We start from the raw sequence: 15555 nt of genomic DNA, 5'->3' as shown, positions 1-15555 counted from the left end.
TTAATATTCCAATCTAGTTTTACCAGATCTTATCATATCTTGTTTTTCCCATTCTGTTGGAGATAAATTAGTGCTTGATTCATATATAACAACTGCTGAACCTATTGGAGTATTTTCAAAAATAACTTTCATAGCTTCAGGTGGTGTATTGATACAAGTATTTGAACCCCATGATTTATAAATTTCTCCACCAAATTCTGTTCTATTCCAGTTATCGTGTATTCCCGAATTTGTCCAACCCACTGGCATCCAATATTTAACTGGATAGGTATAACTTCCACCGGAAATTTCATATGTTCCTTTAAGATCTCTGTCAGTATCTTTAGTCCAAACCATATTTACACCTGTAGGTGTTGCTGATGTTATTTCTCTAGCATCTCCTGATACTATAGGTGTTGAAATAACTAATTCATAGTCATTGTATAACCACATAGTTTGTCTAGATAAGTCTATTTCAATATAAGTTCCACCAATATCATTAGTTTCACGATGATTTGCTTCCCTTAGATATTCAATTTCAATATCTCCGCCTTTTCCTTCAGTTAGCATTTTCTTTAGATTTTCAAAAGTACTATCTATATCCATTTGCCAACCATATATTCCACCAGGAACAGTGATTTCTCCTAATCCTGTAGCATTGAATCTATGTGGTTTGCTATATGTGTTTGTTTCACTTGCAATATCATATACATAGTTATATGCTCTATCTTCATTTAAAACAAAACCTTTGTCAGTATTATCATATAAATCCATTAATTCTTGCCCTGTTAGCTCGTATTGTCTATCAACAAAATCAAAAACAATCTTTTGTTCTTCGAACTTTTTCAAAGTTTTATATTCTGAAACAAGTTTTGGATCATCTTTTAATATCTGAGGTTTAATATATTCATCATCAAGTTCAACTTCTTCTTCTCTATTTTTAATAGCAGTATCAATTCTTTGTTTTAATTTTTCTACATCTATCTTAGATCCTAAAACTTCTTCTACTAAAGTTGCTTTACCATCTTTAGTTTGAATTTCAGCGTTTTTAGGTTCAACTTGATTTTGTAATAATTCCGAATTATTAATTATATTTGATAATTTTATTTCATTAATAGTGCTATTATATTCAATATCATAATCATGCTTTTGAAGTATTTCTACCGGCCATAACCAATTATTTTGGTCTATAGTAGGTTTTCCACTAATAGTCAATTTATAATCTATATCTTTAGAATTAATTTCAAGATTTTTATTATCTCTACCTTTAATATTTACAACAAATTCATCATCTTCAGGTAAAAATACTTCACTAAAAGATTTCATTCCCTTGTGATTTCCATTTACTGTTGTATTTGGATATGTAATACTAGAAAAATAAAAAGCGCCAACTAGATAAATAGCAGCAATAACTACTACCACTCCAATTATAATTTTTTTCACAGTTTTACTCATTTTAGCTCCCTTATTTTTTTATAATTTTATACTATTATATCAAATATTATAAAACATTTAAAATATTAAAAGGACAGGCAAAGCTCTGTCCTAATTAAATACTATACTAATTCTAATATTGCCATTTCTGTGGCATCGCCTCTTCTAGGTCCTACTCTTAATACTCTTGTATATCCACCGTTTCTATCTTTATATTGTGGACCATATTCGTCAAATAATTTCTCTACAACTTCTGTGTCATAGATGAAAGCTAGAGCCTGACGTCTTGAATGTAAGTCACCTTTTTTAGCTAATGTAATCATTTTATCAGTTAATCTTTGAGCTTCTTTAGCTCTAGTTACTGATGTTTGAATTCTTCCATTTTCTAATACTGATTGAACAAGATTTCTTAACATTGCATTACGATGGTCAGTTCTTCTTCCTAATTTTCTTAAACTTGACATACTGCCTCCTCGTTAATACTTTTATTTTAATTCTAAACCTAAGCCTTCAATTTTTTCTTTAACTTCAAGGAATGATTTTTTACCAAAATTCTTGATTTTAACTAATTCATCTTCTGGAACTTCTATAATTTCACCTACAGTATTGATTCCAGCTCTCTTCAAGCAATTAAACGCTCTAAGGCTTAAATCTAATTCTTCAAGTGTTAATGATAATACTTGTTCATTATCATCTATTTCTTCTTCATCTTCAACTTCTTCTACTTGTTCTTGTTCTATATTTGGTAATTCAGTAAAGAAATTTAGATAATTAATTAAAATTTGTGCTCCATCAGATACAGCTTCTTGTGGAGTGATTGTTCCATTTGTTTCTACTTCAAGTGTTAGTTTATCATAGTCAATTGTTTGACCTACTCTTGTTTTTTCAACAATAAAGTTTACCTTACCCACTGGAGTAAATGATGAATCAATGGATATTTCACCAATTTGTAATTCTTCAGGCTTGTGTTGATCTGCTGTTGAATATCCTGTACCATCTGAAACTTGAAGATCCATATGTATTGAACCTTCATCATTTACAGTAGCTATATAGTGATCTTTGTTTACAATTTCTAATTCAGCATCACCTACAATATCTCCAGCAGTAACAATTTTAGGACCTTCTACATCTAATCTTAGATTAATAGGACCTTCACTATCTGATAGTTTTTTTATTGCTATGCCTTTAATATTTAATATAATTTCAGGTACATCTTCAATCACACCTTTAACAGTTGAGAATTCATGTAATACCCCTTCATCAAATTTAATACTTGATATTGCACTACCTGGTAGAGATGATAGAAGTACTCTTCTCATACTGTTACCAAGAGTAGTTCCATAACCTCTTTCTAGTGGTGAAATTACGAAACTTCCTCTATTGTTTTTTTCATCAATGTCTAATATTTCAATTTTAGTATTTAGCTTTTCTATCACGGATTACCTCCTGTGCTTTAAACTATTATTTTGAATACAACTCAACTATTAATTGTTCATTTATTTCAAAATCTATATCTTCTCTTTGAGGTAATGAATCTACTTTACCTTCAAGTTTTTCAACATCTACACTTACCCATTTTGCTTGGTTCCATACTTTATCTTCAGTGTATTTGAAAACTCCATTATTTCTAGATTTTTCTTTAACAGATATTACATCACCTTGAGAAACTCTATATGAAGGAATATCTACTTTCTTACCATTAACTAAGAAATGTCCATGAGATATTAATTGTTTTGCTTCATTTCTAGTTTTTGCAAAACCCATTCTATATACAACATTATCTAATCTTAATTCTAATAATTGTAGTAAATTTTCACCTGTAATACCGTGTAATTTTTCAGCGTCTTTATATACTCTTCTAAATTGTTTTTCTAAAACACCATAAATAAATTTCGCTTTTTGTTTTTCTTGTAATTGAAGACCATATTCACTTAATTTACCTGATCTTTGTTTAGGATTTCTATTTGATTTTTTATCTATTCCAACTACTTGTGGAGCAACACCAAGTGTTCTTGCTCTCTTAAGTATTGGTCCATTATATTTTGCCATTAATCATATCCTCCCTATACTCTTCTCTTCTTTGGTGGTCTTGTACCATTGTGAGGTATTGGAGTAACGTCTTTAATCTTATTAATTGATAAACCTGCAGTTTGTAAAGCTCTTATAGCTGATTCTCTACCAGAACCTGGTCCTTTTACATATACTTCAACAGTTTTAAGTCCATGTTCCATAGCTTTTTTAGCTGCTTCTTCTGCTGCTTGTTGAGCTGCAAATGGAGTAGATTTTCTAGAGCCTTTAAAACCTAATTGACCAGCTGATGACCAAGAAATAGCATTACCATTCATATCTGTTAACATAACCATTGTATTGTTAAAAGTTGAATTGATATGAGCTTGGCCTCTTTCGATTTGCTTTCTATCTCTTCTTCTTACACGTGTAGCTTGTTTACCACGTGCATTTTTTGTTGCTTTTGCCAAATTCTACCCCCTATCTTTTCTTACCTTTACGAGTTCTTGAATTGTTTTTTGTATTTTGTCCTCTTACAGGTAGATTCATTCTATGTCTACGACCTCTATATGAGTTAATTTCACGTAGTCTCTTAATATTTAAACTAACATCTCTTCTCAAATCACCTTCTAATGTGTAATTATCGATTTGATCTCTTATAGCTTGTAATTCGCTTTCTGTAAGGTCCTTAACTCTTGTATCAGGATTTACTCCAGCATCTTGTAAAATTTTATTTGATCTTGCTCTACCAATTCCGAAAATATAAGTTAAACCAATTTCAACTCTCTTTTCTCTTGGTAGGTCAACTCCAGAAATTCTTGCCAAGTCGTGCCTCCTAACCTTGTCTTTGTTTGTGTTTTGGATTACTGCAAATTACCATTACTTTGCCTTTTCTTCTGATAATTTTACATTTTTCACACATTTTCTTTACTGATGGTCTTACTTTCATATAATCCCCCTATTTCTTTCTCCATGTAATTCTTCCCTTAGTCAAGTCATAAGGTGACATTTCAACTGTAACCTCATCTCCTGGAAGAATTCTAATATAATTCATTCTTAATTTACCTGATATATGGGCTTGAATTTGATGTCCTGATTCTAGTTCTACAATAAATATTGTATTTGGTAATGCTTCTTTAACTTTACCAGTTACTTCTATAACATCTTTATTTGCCAATTTTGTCCTCCTGTAATTTCAATTTTATAGATCTCTTTATCTTTATATCTTCAAGTTTATCTTCTTCTTTAAGTATATTGAAATCATCTATCCAAGAATTTACTTTCTGTAAATGTCTTTGATTTTTCCTCTTAGGATTTTTTATATTTCTATCTTCGCCATTTACAAGTAAGACATAATCCTCGTCGACAATTTCATATACGATATAAATTTTTCCTTTGTCTCTTCCCTGTTTTGATGTGCAAAATTGACCAGGTGACAATTTAGTTTTATCTTTATTAAAAATCATATGAATTACTTCAGAGAATCTCTTACATCTTCATAAACTTCATCTATTTCTAAATTACCATTAAATCTGTGTAAAACACCGGATTTTTCATAGTAATCAATCAATGGAGAAGTTTTTCTATTATAAACTTCAATTCTGTCTAATGCGGTTTCTTCATTATCATCAGGTCTTTGAACTAATTCACTACCGCAAACATCGCATATTCCATCAACTTTTGGAGGATGGTTTTTGATATGATATGTTGCACCACAGTTCTTACATACCCTTCTTCCAGATATTCTTCCTATTAAAGTTTCATTGGATGCTTCTATATAAATAACTTTCGTAATTTCTTTATCATGTTCTTTTAACCATGAATCTAAAGCTTCCGCTTGATTAATATTTCTTGGATATCCGTCTAGCATAAATCCAGATTCTGAATTTTCTTTAGCTAATCTATCAAATACAAGTTCATTTGTAAGATCATCGGATACTAATGACCCTGCTTCTATAATTTTTTTAACTTTTAGACCTAACTCAGTACCTTCTTTAATATTTTTTCTAAAAATATCTCCAGTTGAAATATGAGTTACTCCAAATTCTTCAATAATTTTTGATGCTTGAGAGCCTTTACCAGCTCCAGGAGGGCCTAATAATATTAATATCATGTATTACTCCTTATTATTTATTTAAGAAACCTTTATAATGTCTCATTTGCATCATTGCTTCTAGTTGTTTTTGTGTTTCAATTATTACACCAACTACAATGATGATTGATGTTCCACCAAGTGCTAAATGTGCATTCATAAAATGACTTATTAGTCTTGGTGCTGCTGCTATAATACCTAATCCTATAGCACCGATTAATGTTATTCTACCTACTACATTCCCTAAATAATCAGTTGTTGGTTTTCCTGGTCTAATACCTGGAATGAAACCACCATTTTGTTGTAAGTTTTTAGAATATTCATAAGGACTAAATTGAATTGAGTTATAAAAATATGCAAATAAAATTACCATCGCAAATTGAATTATAATAAATACAATTGTTCCTAATGTTCCTGTAGGAATGAACCATTTTTCTACAAAGGTTCTAAATCCTCCACCAAAAATTAATGCAAGAGTTTGAGGTAATGCAAGTACTGCTGATGCAAAAATAACAGGCATAACACCACTCATATTAACTTTTATTGGAATATGTGTAGATGAACCACCATACATTTTTCTTCCAACAACTCTTTTTGCGTATTGAACTGGTACTCTTCTTTCACCTTCTGTCAATAACACTACAAAAATTACAGAAATTATTGTGATTAATAATAGTATTACAAATTTCCACCATTCATAACCAACAACACCTTGTGTAATTCCTTGGAACCATCCGATTACAACATCAGGAATACTTGATATAATTCCTAAGAAAATAATCATTGATACACCATTACCGATTCCATGTTCAGTTATTAATTCACCAATCCATACTATGAATTGAGATCCAGCTACTAATGAAACTATTACCACTAATTTTGGTAAAAATCCTTCACCATTAGCGATAGCTAAATTGAATATACCCACAACTATACCGTAAGCTTGAAGTATAGCTAATACTAAAGCTACATACTTAGTAATCTTTTGTATTTTCTTTCTTCCAGCTTCACCTTGTTTAGATAATTCTTCTAATGAAGGGATTGCAAATGTTAATAATTGAACTACGATTGATGATGTAATATATGGTCCAACCCCTAGTGCAAACACTGAAAGTGATGATAAACCACCACCAGTAATTTGGTTAACTAATCCTAAAATTGAACCTGCAGTCCCATTATATATTTGTTTTACTATCTCTTTATTAACAAATGGTAGAGGTAATATATTACCAAATCTAAATACAACTACCATTAAAAGAGTAAAAATCATTTTCTTTCTTAAATCTTCTATCTTCCAAGCATTAGCGAATGTTTTTAGCATCTTAGATCACCTCTGCCCTTCCTCCTAGAGAATTAATCTTCTCTTCTGCTGATTTAGAAAACTTTTGAGCTTTTACTATTAATTTCTTGTCTAATTCACCAGTTCCTAAAACCTTGATACCGTCCTTAGCTTTAGATTTCTTTACTAATCCAGTTTCAAATAATAATTCTGGTGTTATTTCTGTACCTTCTTCAAATCTATTTAATTGAGTTAGGTTTACTTCACCATAAACTTTACTGAAGTTATTAGTGAAACCTCTCTTAGGTAATCTTTGGAATAGAGGCATTTGACCACCTTCAAATCCTGGTCTTACTCCACCACCTGATCTAGCCTTTTGACCTTTTTGACCACGAGCAGATGTTTTACCCCATCCTGAACCGTGTCCACGACCAATTCTTTTTTTCTTTTTAACTTCACCGCCTGGTGCAGGTCTTAAATCATGTAATTTCATTGTGCACCTCCTATTCAACTTCTTTTACTTCAACCATAAAATCAATTGCTCTAACCATTCCTAAAATAGCTGGATTTGACTCTTTTACAATAGTTTGTCCAACTTTTTTTAGTCCAAGTGCTTCTACAGTTTTTTGATGTTTTTCCAATCTTCCGATTGGACTTTTTACTAGTTTAATTTCTAATTTTGACATGCTAGCCTCCTAGTTTAGTATTTCTTCAACACTTTTACCACGAAGTCTTGCGATTTCTTCAGCTGTTTTAACATCTTTTAATCCTTGAAGTGTAGCGTTTACCATACTCTTTGAGTTTGATGAACCTAAAGATTTAGCACGGATGTTTTGGATACCAGCTAATTCACAAACGGCACGCACTGGACCACCAGCGATAATACCAACCCCTTCTGCAGCAGGTTTCATAAATACAACACCTGCTCCGTGTCTTCCGTAGATTTCGTGAGGAATAGTACCATTTACTATATCAATTTCTACTGCATTTTTCTTTGCATCTTCTACGCCTTTTCTGATAGCTTCTGGAACTTCGTTAGCTTTACCTATACCAACTCCAATAGTTCCTTTTTTGTTTCCAACTACAACTAGCGCTGAAAATCTCATAGTTCTACCACCCTTAGCTACTTTAGTAACTCTAGAGATGTCAACTACTCTTTCTTCAAATTCTGATGTGTTTCTTCTATCTCTTGCCATTATTCCTCCCGACTAGAATTTCAAACCAGCTTCTCTTGCTGATTCTGCTAGTTCTTTTACTTTGCCGTGATAAATATATCCTGATCTATCAAATACTACATTTTCAACGCCTTTATCAAGAGCTCTTTTAGCAATTGCTTCTCCAACTTTTTTAGCTGATTCAACATTTGAACCAACACCTTCACCCTTGATTTCTTTATCTAATGTTGATGCACTTACTAATGTAACTCCATTAACATCATCTATAATTTGTGCATAAATGTTAGCATTACTCTTATATACGCTTAATCTTGGTCTTTCAGGAGTACCACTTAAATTTTTTCTTACTCTTTGATGTCTAGCTTTTCTATTTAAACTTTTATTAAATCTTGCCATTTAATACTCCTTTCTATTTACCAGTCTTACCAACTTTTCTTCTTACATATTCATCAGCATATTTAACACCTTTACCTTTATATGGTTCAGGACTTCTAAACGCTCTGATTTTTGCTGTATAGTTACCAACTAATTGTTTATCTATACCACTTATTATAATAACTCTTTCAGATGGTACTTCTGTAGTAATTCCTTCAGGATCTTCAAGTATTAGAGGATGTGAAAAACCAAGTGATAAATTTAATTTATTCCCTTGTTTTTGAGCTCTATAACCTGTACCAACTATTTCTAGTTGTTTTTTATATCCTTCAGTAACACCAATAATCATATTTTCGATTAATGTTCTATATAATCCATGTAATGATTTATCTTCTTTTGATTCTGATGGTCTTACTAATGTTGCTTGTCCATCTTCAATGTTTAATACGAAACCTCTGCCTACTTCTTGATTTAAATTTCCTTTAGGTCCTTTTACTTCTACTAAACCATTTTCAAATTTAATTTCAACTCCAGCAGGGATTTCAATTGGTTTTAATCCAATTCTTGACATTTTTTCCTCCTTGTTGAAACTACCAAACGTAGCAGATTACTTCGCCGCCAACAGTTTCTTTTCTTGCGTTCTTATCTGTCATTACACCCTTTGATGTAGAGATAATTGCTGTACCTAATCCGTTTAGTACTTGAGGAACATCTTGTGCACTCACATATACTCTACGTCCTGGTTTAGAAATTCTCTTTAATCCAGATATAACTCTTTGTTCATTAACATATTTTAAATCTATAGTAATTATTCCTTGCTTATCATCTTCTGTAACGTTGAATCCTTTTATATATCCTTCGTCTAATAAGATTTGTGCAAGATCTTTCTTAATATTAGAAGCAGGTACTTCAACTGATTTATGTTTTGCTAAATTACCATTTCTAATTCTTGATAGCATATCTGCTATAGGATCAGTCATCATAAATTTTACCCCCTTCTTACCAACTTGATTTTTTTACACCAGGTATTTCACCTTTGTATGCAAGTTCTCTAAAACATATACGACAAATTCCATATTTTTTTAATACTGAATGTGGTCTTCCACAGATACTACATCTTGTATATTCTCTTGTAGAAAACTTTTGTTTTCTTTGTTGTTTAGCAATCATTGATTTTTTTGCCATATTATCTCCTTACTTACTTCATGAAAGGCATGCCTAATTTTGAAAGCAATGCTCTTCCTTCTTCGTCAGTTTGCGCAGTAGTAACAATAATAATGTCCATACCTCTTATTTGTTCTATTTGATCAAATACGATTTCTGGGAAAATTAATTGTTCCTTAATACCTAGAGCATAGTTTCCTCTACCATCAAATGATTTTGGTGAAACTCCTCTAAAGTCTCTAACTCTTGGCAATGAAATGTTTACTAATTTATCAAAAAAGTCATTCATTAATCTGCCTCTTAATGTAACTTTAACACCGATAGGTTGACCTTCTCTTAATTTAAAGTTAGATACAGATTTTTTTGCTTTAGCAATTACTGGTTGTTGTCCTGTAATAGTTCTTAATTCTTCAACAGCTGATTCTAATAATTTAACATTATCTTTAGCTTCACCTAGTCCGATATTAATAACTATTTTTTCTAGTTTTGGAGCCTGCATAACATTTTTGTAATTAAATTCTTTCATTAACGCAGGTAAAACTTCTTCTTTATATTTTACTTTTAATCTAGAATCCATTTTATCTCCTTTCTATTTATCTAATCTATTGCCAGATTTTGCTGATACACGAACTTTCTTGCCATCTTTTACTTCTGTTCTTGTTCTTACGCCTCTACCTAGCTTTTCATCATAAAGTAGTACATTTGAAGCGTGGATTGCTCCTTCTCTTTCAATAATACCACCTTGTTGGTTTGCTTGTGTTGGTTTTTGGTGTTTAACTTGTACGTTTACACCTTCAACTATTACTCTATTTTCTTTAGGAAAAGATACTAATACTTTACCAACTTTTCCTCTATCTTTACCTTTAATAACTTGTACTTTATCTCCAGTCTTTATATGCATATTTTCCTCCTATAAAACTTCTGGAGCTAATGATATGATCTTCATAAAACCATTCGCTCTAAGTTCTCTTGTTACAGGTCCAAAAATACGTGTACCAGCTGGGTTTTTATCATCTTTAACTATAACTGCTGCATTGTCATCAAACTTAATATAAGATCCATCTTCTCTAGAAATCCCACTTACTGATCTTACTATAACAGCTTTAACAATAGCACCTTTTTTAACAACTCCGCCTGGAGTAGCACTTTTTACTGAACAAACTACTATGTCGCCGATGTTTGCGTATTTTCTTTTTGTACCGCCTAATACTTTTATTACTAGTAGTTCTTTTGCACCTGAATTGTCAGCAACTCTCATACGTGTTTCTTGTTGAATCATTTGATCCTCCTCTTCCAGAAATAAAAGTCTATTTAGCTTCTTCTAGGACTTTAACAAGTCTAAATCTCTTAGTTTTAGATAATGGTCTAGTTTCCATAACTAAAACTTTATCGCCTACTTTAGCAACATTTTCTTCATCATGTGCTTTTACTTTTTTACTTCTTGTAATAAATTTCTTATAAACTGGATGCTTAATTGATCTTGAAACATCTACAGAAATTGTTTTATCCATTTTATCAGAAACTACAATACCGATAACGGTTCTTCTTGAATTTCTTTCCATCTTAAGCCTCCTTGTTTAAGTTTAACTTTCTTTCTGTTATTATTGTTTTTACTCTTGCAATATCTTGTTTTACATGACCTATAGAACTAACATTTTCAATTTGACCAGTAGCTTGTTGAAATCTTAAGTTAAATAATTCTTCTTTTAGGCTAACTAATTTAGTATTAAGTTCTTGATCAGATAATTTTCTTATATCCTTTGCTTTCATTAATTGCCCTCACTTTCTGATGGACCTGTACGACTAACAAATTTTGTCTTAATTGGTAATTTTGCTGCTGCTAGTCTCATAGCTTCTCTTGCTATATCTTCAGAAACTCCACCCATTTCGAACATTATTCTACCTGGTTTAACTACTGCTACCCAATATTCAGGAGCACCTTTACCAGAACCCATTCTAACTTCTGCAGGTTTCTTAGTTACTGGTTTGTCAGGAAATACTTTTATCCAAACATGACCACCTCTTTTAATATATCTAGTCATAGCTCTTCTGGCTGCTTCAATTTGATTAGAAGTTATCCAGTGTGGTTCTAATGCTTGTAATCCGTATTCTCCATATGCAAGTTGATTACCTCTTTGAGCGTTTCCTTTCATTCTGCCTCTATGAACTCTTCTACGCTTAACTCTTTTAGGCATTAGCATAAATTTTCCTCCTTCTACCAATTGTATAAATTGGAGATAAATCTTTATTTATTATTTTTTCCTCTATTGTTTGCTCTTCCTCTTGAATTTCTCTTGTTATTTCTTGGTTTCTTTGTATCTTCTACAGATTTTTGACCTGGAAGAATTTCACCCTTATAAATCCAAACTTTAACACCTAATTTACCGTAAGTTGTATCTGCTTCCGCAAATCCATAATCGATATCTGCTCTAAGTGTTTGTAGAGGAATATTACCTTCTGAATAACCTTCTGTTCTAGCCATATCAGCACCACCAAGTCTTCCTGAAACTTGAGTTTTAATACCCTTAGCTCCAGCTTTCATAGTTCTTTGGATAGCTTGTTTCATAGCTCTTCTAAAAGTAATTCTTCTTTCTAAGTCTTCAGCTATTTTTTCTGCTTGTAATTGAGCATTAACAGCTGTATTTCTTACTTCTTCTATATTTACGATAACTTGTTTATTAGTCATCTTTTCTAATTTATTTTTTAATTCATCTACTCCAGCTCCACCTTTTCCGATAATCATACCTGGTTTAGCTGTATTTATTGTAACTTTTATTCTGTTTGGTGTTCTTTCTATATCTATTTTTGATACACCTGCAGAATATTGATCTTTCTTAAGGAATTTTCTTATTTCATTATCTTCTTTTATTAATTTTGCAAAATCTTTCTTATCTGCAAACCATTTAGAATTCCAATCTTTGATAATTCCCACTCTCATACCATGTGGATTAACTTTTTGACCCATTATTCCTCCTACTCTTCTTCTCTTACAACAACACCTATATGAGATGTTCTTTTAAGTATTGGATAAGCTGAACCTTTTGCTTTAGGTCTAATTCTCTTCATGGTTGGACCATCATTTGCCCAAGCTTTGTCAACTACTAAATTATCTCTATTTAGATTGTGATTGTTTTCAGCATTTGCTATTGCTGATTTTAATACATCTTCTAGGATTTTAGCACCTTTTTTAGGAGTGAATCTTAAAATGTTAAGTGCTTCATCTACATTTTTTCCAACTATTTCTCTACAGATAAAATGTACTTTCAAAGGTGAAATTCTAACGAATCTTGCTTCTGCTCTTACTTCCATTCTATCCTCCTATTTCTTAACTCTACTTGTTCTATCATTTTTATCATGACCTCTATATGTTCTTGTTGGAACAAATTCACCTAATTTATGTCCAACCATATCTTCAGTAACATATACTGGAACATGTTTTCTTCCATCGTGAATCGCAATAGTGTGTCCTACGAATTCTGGAAATATTGTTGATCTTCTTGACCAAGTTTTAATCACTTTTTTATCGTTAGCTTCATTTAAAGCTACCACTTTTTTCATTAAGTGGTCATCTACAAATGGTCCCTTTTTTAGAGATCTACCCATTTATTACCTCCTAAGACTATTTACCTTTTCTTCTTCTTATAATGTCATTGCTTGATTTCTTTTTGATATTTCTTGTCTTAACACCACGTGATTTCTTACCCCAAGGTGTCATAGGTTGTGGTCTACCAACTGGTGTTCTACCTTCCCCACCACCATGAGGGTGATCTACTGGGTTCATAGCAGAACCTCTAACATGTGGTCTTCTACCTAAATATCTAGATTTACCAGCTTTACCTAAAACTACTAATTCGTGTTCTACATTACCTACTTGACCAATTGTAGCTTTACATCTGATATCTAATCTTCTGATTTCTCCTGAAGGTAATCTAACGATACCATATTTTCCTTCTTTACCAGCTAATTGAGCTTCTGCTCCAGCTGTTCTTACTAATTGTCCACCTTTTCCAGGTTTCATTTCAATATTGTGAATTATTGTACCAACCGGAATATCTTTCAATTGTAGTGCATTACCTATCATAATGTCAGAACCTTCACCAGATTCTACAGTAGCACCTACTTTTAATCCGTTTGGAGCTAAAATGTATCTCTTCTCACCATCTACATAGTGGATTAGAGCAATATTTGCTGTCCTATTAGGATCATATTCAATAGCTGCAACTTTTCCAGGTATTCCTTCTTTATCTCTCTTAAAGTCTATAATTCTATATTTTCTCTTGTTTCCACCACCTCTAAATCTTGAAGTAGTTCTACCATCGTTATTTCTACCACCAGATTTTTTTAATGGAGCTGTCAATGATTTTTCAGGTGCTTTCTTTGTAAGTTCATCGTAAGATAACACTGACATTTGACGAAGTCCAGCAGAAGTTGGTTTATATTTTTTAATAGCCATCTAATCCCCCTAACTATTACATCTCTTCAAACAATTCAATAGTTTTTGAATCTTCTTTTAATGTAACTATTGCTTTTTTCCAGTCAGATTTCTTACCTTCTATTCTACCTAATCTAGTTTTCTTACCTAGCATATTCATAGTGTTAACTTTAGCTACCTTCACACCATCAAATATTGTTTCGATTGCAGCTTTAATTTCTGACTTGTTTGCTTTCTTATCTACTTTGAATACATATTTTCTTTCTTCAATTAAATCCATAGATCTTTCTGATACTATAGGACTAATGATTATATCGTAAGGTGATTTCATTATGCGAATACCTCCTCTGCTTTTTTAACTGCAGCTTCTGTAATCACTAATGTATTATGTCTTATTAAATCATATACATTCATGTTGTTTACTACTACAACTTCTACGCCTTCAATATTTCTGAATGATTTATATACATTTTCATTAGCTTCTGCTACTGCGATATATACTGTCTTATCAGCTTTAATAGCTTCTAAAATTGCTTTAGCATTTTTTGTACTTATTGAATCTAATGATAATTCATTTAATACTATGATTTCATCTTCAACAACTTTAGATGTTAATAATGTTTTAAGAGCAACTCTTCTTACTTTTTTAGGAACTGTATAAGAATAATCTCTTGGTTTTGGTGCGAATACAACTCCACCACCTCTCCATTGAGGAGATCTTATAGAACCTTGTCTAGCTCTACCAGTACCTTTTTGTCTCCAAGGTTTTTTACCACCACCTCTAACTTCTCCACGAGTTTTAGCTGAGTGTGTACCTTGTCTTTTGTTTGCTAATTGATTTTTTACTACTTCGTATACAGCGTGTTCTTTCATTTCGACACCAAATAATGACTCTGGTAAATCTATTGAACCGACGTTGTTTCCTTTAATATCTAATACATTAACATTAGGCATTTACTATCTCCTTCCTATTTAGAAGCCTTTTTAGCTTCTTTTACAGTAACTAGTCCACCTTTTGGTCCTGGGATAGCACCTTTGATAAGTAATAGATTTTTATCTGCATCAACTCTTACTACTTCAAGATTTTGCACTGTTACTCTATCATGACCCATCTTACCTGAGCCTTTTCTACCTTTGAACACTCTAGCTGGATATGAACCTGCAGATCTAGCACCAGCTATTCTATGTGACTTAGAACCATGTCCCATAGGTCCTCTACCATAGTTATGTCTTTTAATTGAACCTTGTGTACCTTTACCTTTAGATGTACCAACAACGTCTACAACGTCTTTTTCTTCAAATACATCTACTTTAATCTCTTGTCCTAATTCAAATTCTTCTGGATTTTCCACTAAGAATTCTCTTAAATATCTCTTTAACTCAACATTAGCTTTAGCAAAATGTCCCTTCATTGGTTGGTTAGCATGTTTTTCTTTTCTTTCTACATATCCAACTTGAATCGCTTTGTAACCATCAATTTCTTGTGTTTTGATTTGAGTTACTACCATTGGACCAGCTTGAACTACTGTTACTGGTACTACTTTACCAGATTCTTCGAATAATTGAGTCATACCCAATTTTCTTCCCAATATACCTTTCATTTTTTCCCCTTTCTTAC

At 32.0% G+C, this 15555-nt stretch carries 31 protein-coding genes; all 31 read right to left on the bottom strand.

Annotated features, from left to right (window positions below):
• Entirely contained in the window at positions 1 to 1434 is a 1434-nt protein-coding gene (locus G534_RS0100905; RefSeq protein WP_027347449.1) for a L,D-transpeptidase family protein, read from the bottom strand.
• Between the two features lie 101 nt (positions 1435 to 1535).
• Entirely contained in the window at positions 1536 to 1877 is a 342-nt protein-coding gene (gene rplQ, locus G534_RS0100900; protein WP_027347448.1) for a 50S ribosomal protein L17, read from the bottom strand.
• Between the two features lie 21 nt (positions 1878 to 1898).
• Entirely contained in the window at positions 1899 to 2849 is a 951-nt protein-coding gene (locus G534_RS0100895) for a DNA-directed RNA polymerase subunit alpha (RefSeq protein WP_027347447.1), read from the bottom strand.
• A 25-nt stretch (positions 2850 to 2874) separates the two neighbouring features.
• Positions 2875 to 3462 carry a 30S ribosomal protein S4 gene (gene rpsD / locus G534_RS0100890; RefSeq protein ID WP_027347446.1) on the bottom strand — a complete coding sequence of 196 codons (588 nt, stop codon included), beginning with the start codon at positions 3460 to 3462 and terminating at the stop codon, positions 2875 to 2877.
• Positions 3463 to 3476: 14 nt separating this feature from the next.
• Positions 3477 to 3890 carry a 30S ribosomal protein S11 gene (gene rpsK / locus G534_RS0100885; protein WP_027347445.1) on the bottom strand — a complete coding sequence of 138 codons (414 nt, stop codon included), beginning with the start codon at positions 3888 to 3890 and terminating at the stop codon, positions 3477 to 3479.
• A gap of 10 nt (positions 3891 to 3900) precedes the next feature.
• Positions 3901 to 4245 carry a 30S ribosomal protein S13 gene (gene rpsM / locus G534_RS0100880; RefSeq protein ID WP_027347444.1) on the bottom strand — a complete coding sequence of 115 codons (345 nt, stop codon included), beginning with the start codon at positions 4243 to 4245 and terminating at the stop codon, positions 3901 to 3903.
• A 10-nt stretch (positions 4246 to 4255) separates the two neighbouring features.
• Positions 4256 to 4369, bottom strand: coding sequence for a 50S ribosomal protein L36 (gene rpmJ, locus G534_RS0100875; RefSeq protein ID WP_027347443.1), 114 nt, complete (start codon positions 4367 to 4369; stop codon positions 4256 to 4258).
• A 9-nt stretch (positions 4370 to 4378) separates the two neighbouring features.
• Entirely contained in the window at positions 4379 to 4597 is a 219-nt protein-coding gene (gene infA, locus G534_RS0100870; RefSeq protein WP_027347442.1) for a translation initiation factor IF-1, read from the bottom strand.
• Entirely contained in the window at positions 4587 to 4886 is a 300-nt protein-coding gene (locus G534_RS0100865) for a KOW domain-containing RNA-binding protein (RefSeq protein ID WP_034595813.1), read from the bottom strand. Before G534_RS0100865 ends, infA begins: the two co-directional genes overlap by 11 nt.
• A 5-nt stretch (positions 4887 to 4891) precedes the next feature.
• Complete coding sequence (locus tag G534_RS0100860; RefSeq protein WP_027347440.1) at positions 4892 to 5533, bottom strand: adenylate kinase; 642 nt, start codon at positions 5531 to 5533, stop codon at positions 4892 to 4894.
• A 13-nt stretch (positions 5534 to 5546) separates the two neighbouring features.
• Positions 5547 to 6833 carry a preprotein translocase subunit SecY gene (gene secY, locus G534_RS0100855; protein ID WP_027347439.1) on the bottom strand — a complete coding sequence of 429 codons (1287 nt, stop codon included), beginning with the start codon at positions 6831 to 6833 and terminating at the stop codon, positions 5547 to 5549.
• Position 6834: 1 nt separating this feature from the next.
• Positions 6835 to 7284 carry a 50S ribosomal protein L15 gene (rplO, locus tag G534_RS0100850; protein WP_027347438.1) on the bottom strand — a complete coding sequence of 150 codons (450 nt, stop codon included), beginning with the start codon at positions 7282 to 7284 and terminating at the stop codon, positions 6835 to 6837.
• A gap of 10 nt (positions 7285 to 7294) precedes the next feature.
• On the bottom strand, positions 7295 to 7477 hold the full coding sequence (gene rpmD / locus G534_RS0100845; RefSeq protein WP_027347437.1) for a 50S ribosomal protein L30: 183 nt from the start codon (positions 7475 to 7477) through the stop codon (positions 7295 to 7297).
• Between the two features lie 9 nt (positions 7478 to 7486).
• A complete protein-coding gene (gene rpsE, locus G534_RS0100840) occupies positions 7487 to 7987 on the bottom strand; it encodes a 30S ribosomal protein S5 (RefSeq protein ID WP_027347436.1) in 501 nt (166 codons plus the stop codon).
• 12 nt (positions 7988 to 7999) lie between these two features.
• A complete protein-coding gene (gene rplR / locus G534_RS0100835; RefSeq protein ID WP_027347435.1) occupies positions 8000 to 8362 on the bottom strand; it encodes a 50S ribosomal protein L18 in 363 nt (120 codons plus the stop codon).
• 13 nt (positions 8363 to 8375) lie between these two features.
• Entirely contained in the window at positions 8376 to 8912 is a 537-nt protein-coding gene (gene rplF / locus G534_RS0100830; protein ID WP_027347434.1) for a 50S ribosomal protein L6, read from the bottom strand.
• Positions 8913 to 8931: 19 nt separating this feature from the next.
• Positions 8932 to 9324, bottom strand: a complete 393-nt coding sequence (gene rpsH / locus G534_RS0100825) for a 30S ribosomal protein S8 (protein ID WP_027347433.1) — start codon at positions 9322 to 9324, stop codon at positions 8932 to 8934.
• A gap of 16 nt (positions 9325 to 9340) precedes the next feature.
• On the bottom strand, positions 9341 to 9526 hold the full coding sequence (locus tag G534_RS0100820; RefSeq protein WP_027347432.1) for a type Z 30S ribosomal protein S14: 186 nt from the start codon (positions 9524 to 9526) through the stop codon (positions 9341 to 9343).
• Positions 9527 to 9539: 13 nt separating this feature from the next.
• The gene (rplE, locus tag G534_RS0100815; protein WP_027347431.1) at positions 9540 to 10082 is read right to left on the bottom strand and encodes a 50S ribosomal protein L5; all 543 of its coding nucleotides are present in this window, start codon (positions 10080 to 10082) and stop codon (positions 9540 to 9542) included.
• A gap of 12 nt (positions 10083 to 10094) precedes the next feature.
• Positions 10095 to 10406, bottom strand: a complete 312-nt coding sequence (rplX, locus tag G534_RS0100810) for a 50S ribosomal protein L24 (RefSeq protein ID WP_027347430.1) — start codon at positions 10404 to 10406, stop codon at positions 10095 to 10097.
• Between the two features lie 9 nt (positions 10407 to 10415).
• Complete coding sequence (rplN, locus tag G534_RS0100805) at positions 10416 to 10784, bottom strand: 50S ribosomal protein L14 (RefSeq protein WP_027347429.1); 369 nt, start codon at positions 10782 to 10784, stop codon at positions 10416 to 10418.
• Between the two features lie 28 nt (positions 10785 to 10812).
• Complete coding sequence (rpsQ, locus tag G534_RS0100800; protein WP_027347428.1) at positions 10813 to 11067, bottom strand: 30S ribosomal protein S17; 255 nt, start codon at positions 11065 to 11067, stop codon at positions 10813 to 10815.
• A 1-nt stretch (position 11068) separates the two neighbouring features.
• Positions 11069 to 11275, bottom strand: a complete 207-nt coding sequence (rpmC, locus tag G534_RS0100795) for a 50S ribosomal protein L29 (RefSeq protein ID WP_027347427.1) — start codon at positions 11273 to 11275, stop codon at positions 11069 to 11071.
• Complete coding sequence (gene rplP / locus G534_RS0100790; protein ID WP_027347426.1) at positions 11275 to 11706, bottom strand: 50S ribosomal protein L16; 432 nt, start codon at positions 11704 to 11706, stop codon at positions 11275 to 11277. The genes rpmC and rplP overlap by 1 nt, the downstream gene beginning before the upstream one ends.
• A gap of 44 nt (positions 11707 to 11750) precedes the next feature.
• Complete coding sequence (gene rpsC / locus G534_RS0100785; protein ID WP_027347425.1) at positions 11751 to 12470, bottom strand: 30S ribosomal protein S3; 720 nt, start codon at positions 12468 to 12470, stop codon at positions 11751 to 11753.
• 8 nt (positions 12471 to 12478) lie between these two features.
• Positions 12479 to 12814 (bottom strand): 50S ribosomal protein L22, encoded by a 336-nt coding sequence (gene rplV, locus G534_RS0100780; RefSeq protein WP_027347424.1) that lies wholly within the window; start codon positions 12812 to 12814, stop codon positions 12479 to 12481.
• Between the two features lie 9 nt (positions 12815 to 12823).
• Positions 12824 to 13108 (bottom strand): 30S ribosomal protein S19, encoded by a 285-nt coding sequence (gene rpsS, locus G534_RS0100775; protein WP_027347423.1) that lies wholly within the window; start codon positions 13106 to 13108, stop codon positions 12824 to 12826.
• A 16-nt stretch (positions 13109 to 13124) separates the two neighbouring features.
• Entirely contained in the window at positions 13125 to 13958 is an 834-nt protein-coding gene (rplB, locus tag G534_RS0100770; RefSeq protein WP_027347422.1) for a 50S ribosomal protein L2, read from the bottom strand.
• Positions 13959 to 13974: 16 nt separating this feature from the next.
• Positions 13975 to 14268, bottom strand: a complete 294-nt coding sequence (gene rplW, locus G534_RS0100765) for a 50S ribosomal protein L23 (RefSeq protein ID WP_027347421.1) — start codon at positions 14266 to 14268, stop codon at positions 13975 to 13977.
• The gene (gene rplD, locus G534_RS0100760) at positions 14268 to 14891 is read right to left on the bottom strand and encodes a 50S ribosomal protein L4 (protein WP_027347420.1); all 624 of its coding nucleotides are present in this window, start codon (positions 14889 to 14891) and stop codon (positions 14268 to 14270) included. Before rplD ends, rplW begins: the two co-directional genes overlap by 1 nt.
• A 14-nt stretch (positions 14892 to 14905) precedes the next feature.
• Entirely contained in the window at positions 14906 to 15538 is a 633-nt protein-coding gene (rplC, locus tag G534_RS0100755) for a 50S ribosomal protein L3 (RefSeq protein WP_027347419.1), read from the bottom strand.
• Between the last annotated feature and the right edge of the window lie 17 nt (positions 15539 to 15555).

Source organism: Helcococcus sueciensis DSM 17243, assembly GCF_000423145.1.
In the GTDB taxonomy this organism is placed as follows: domain Bacteria; phylum Bacillota; class Clostridia; order Tissierellales; family Peptoniphilaceae; genus Helcococcus; species Helcococcus sueciensis.
This window is presented reverse-complemented; position numbering and strand designations above follow the sequence as displayed.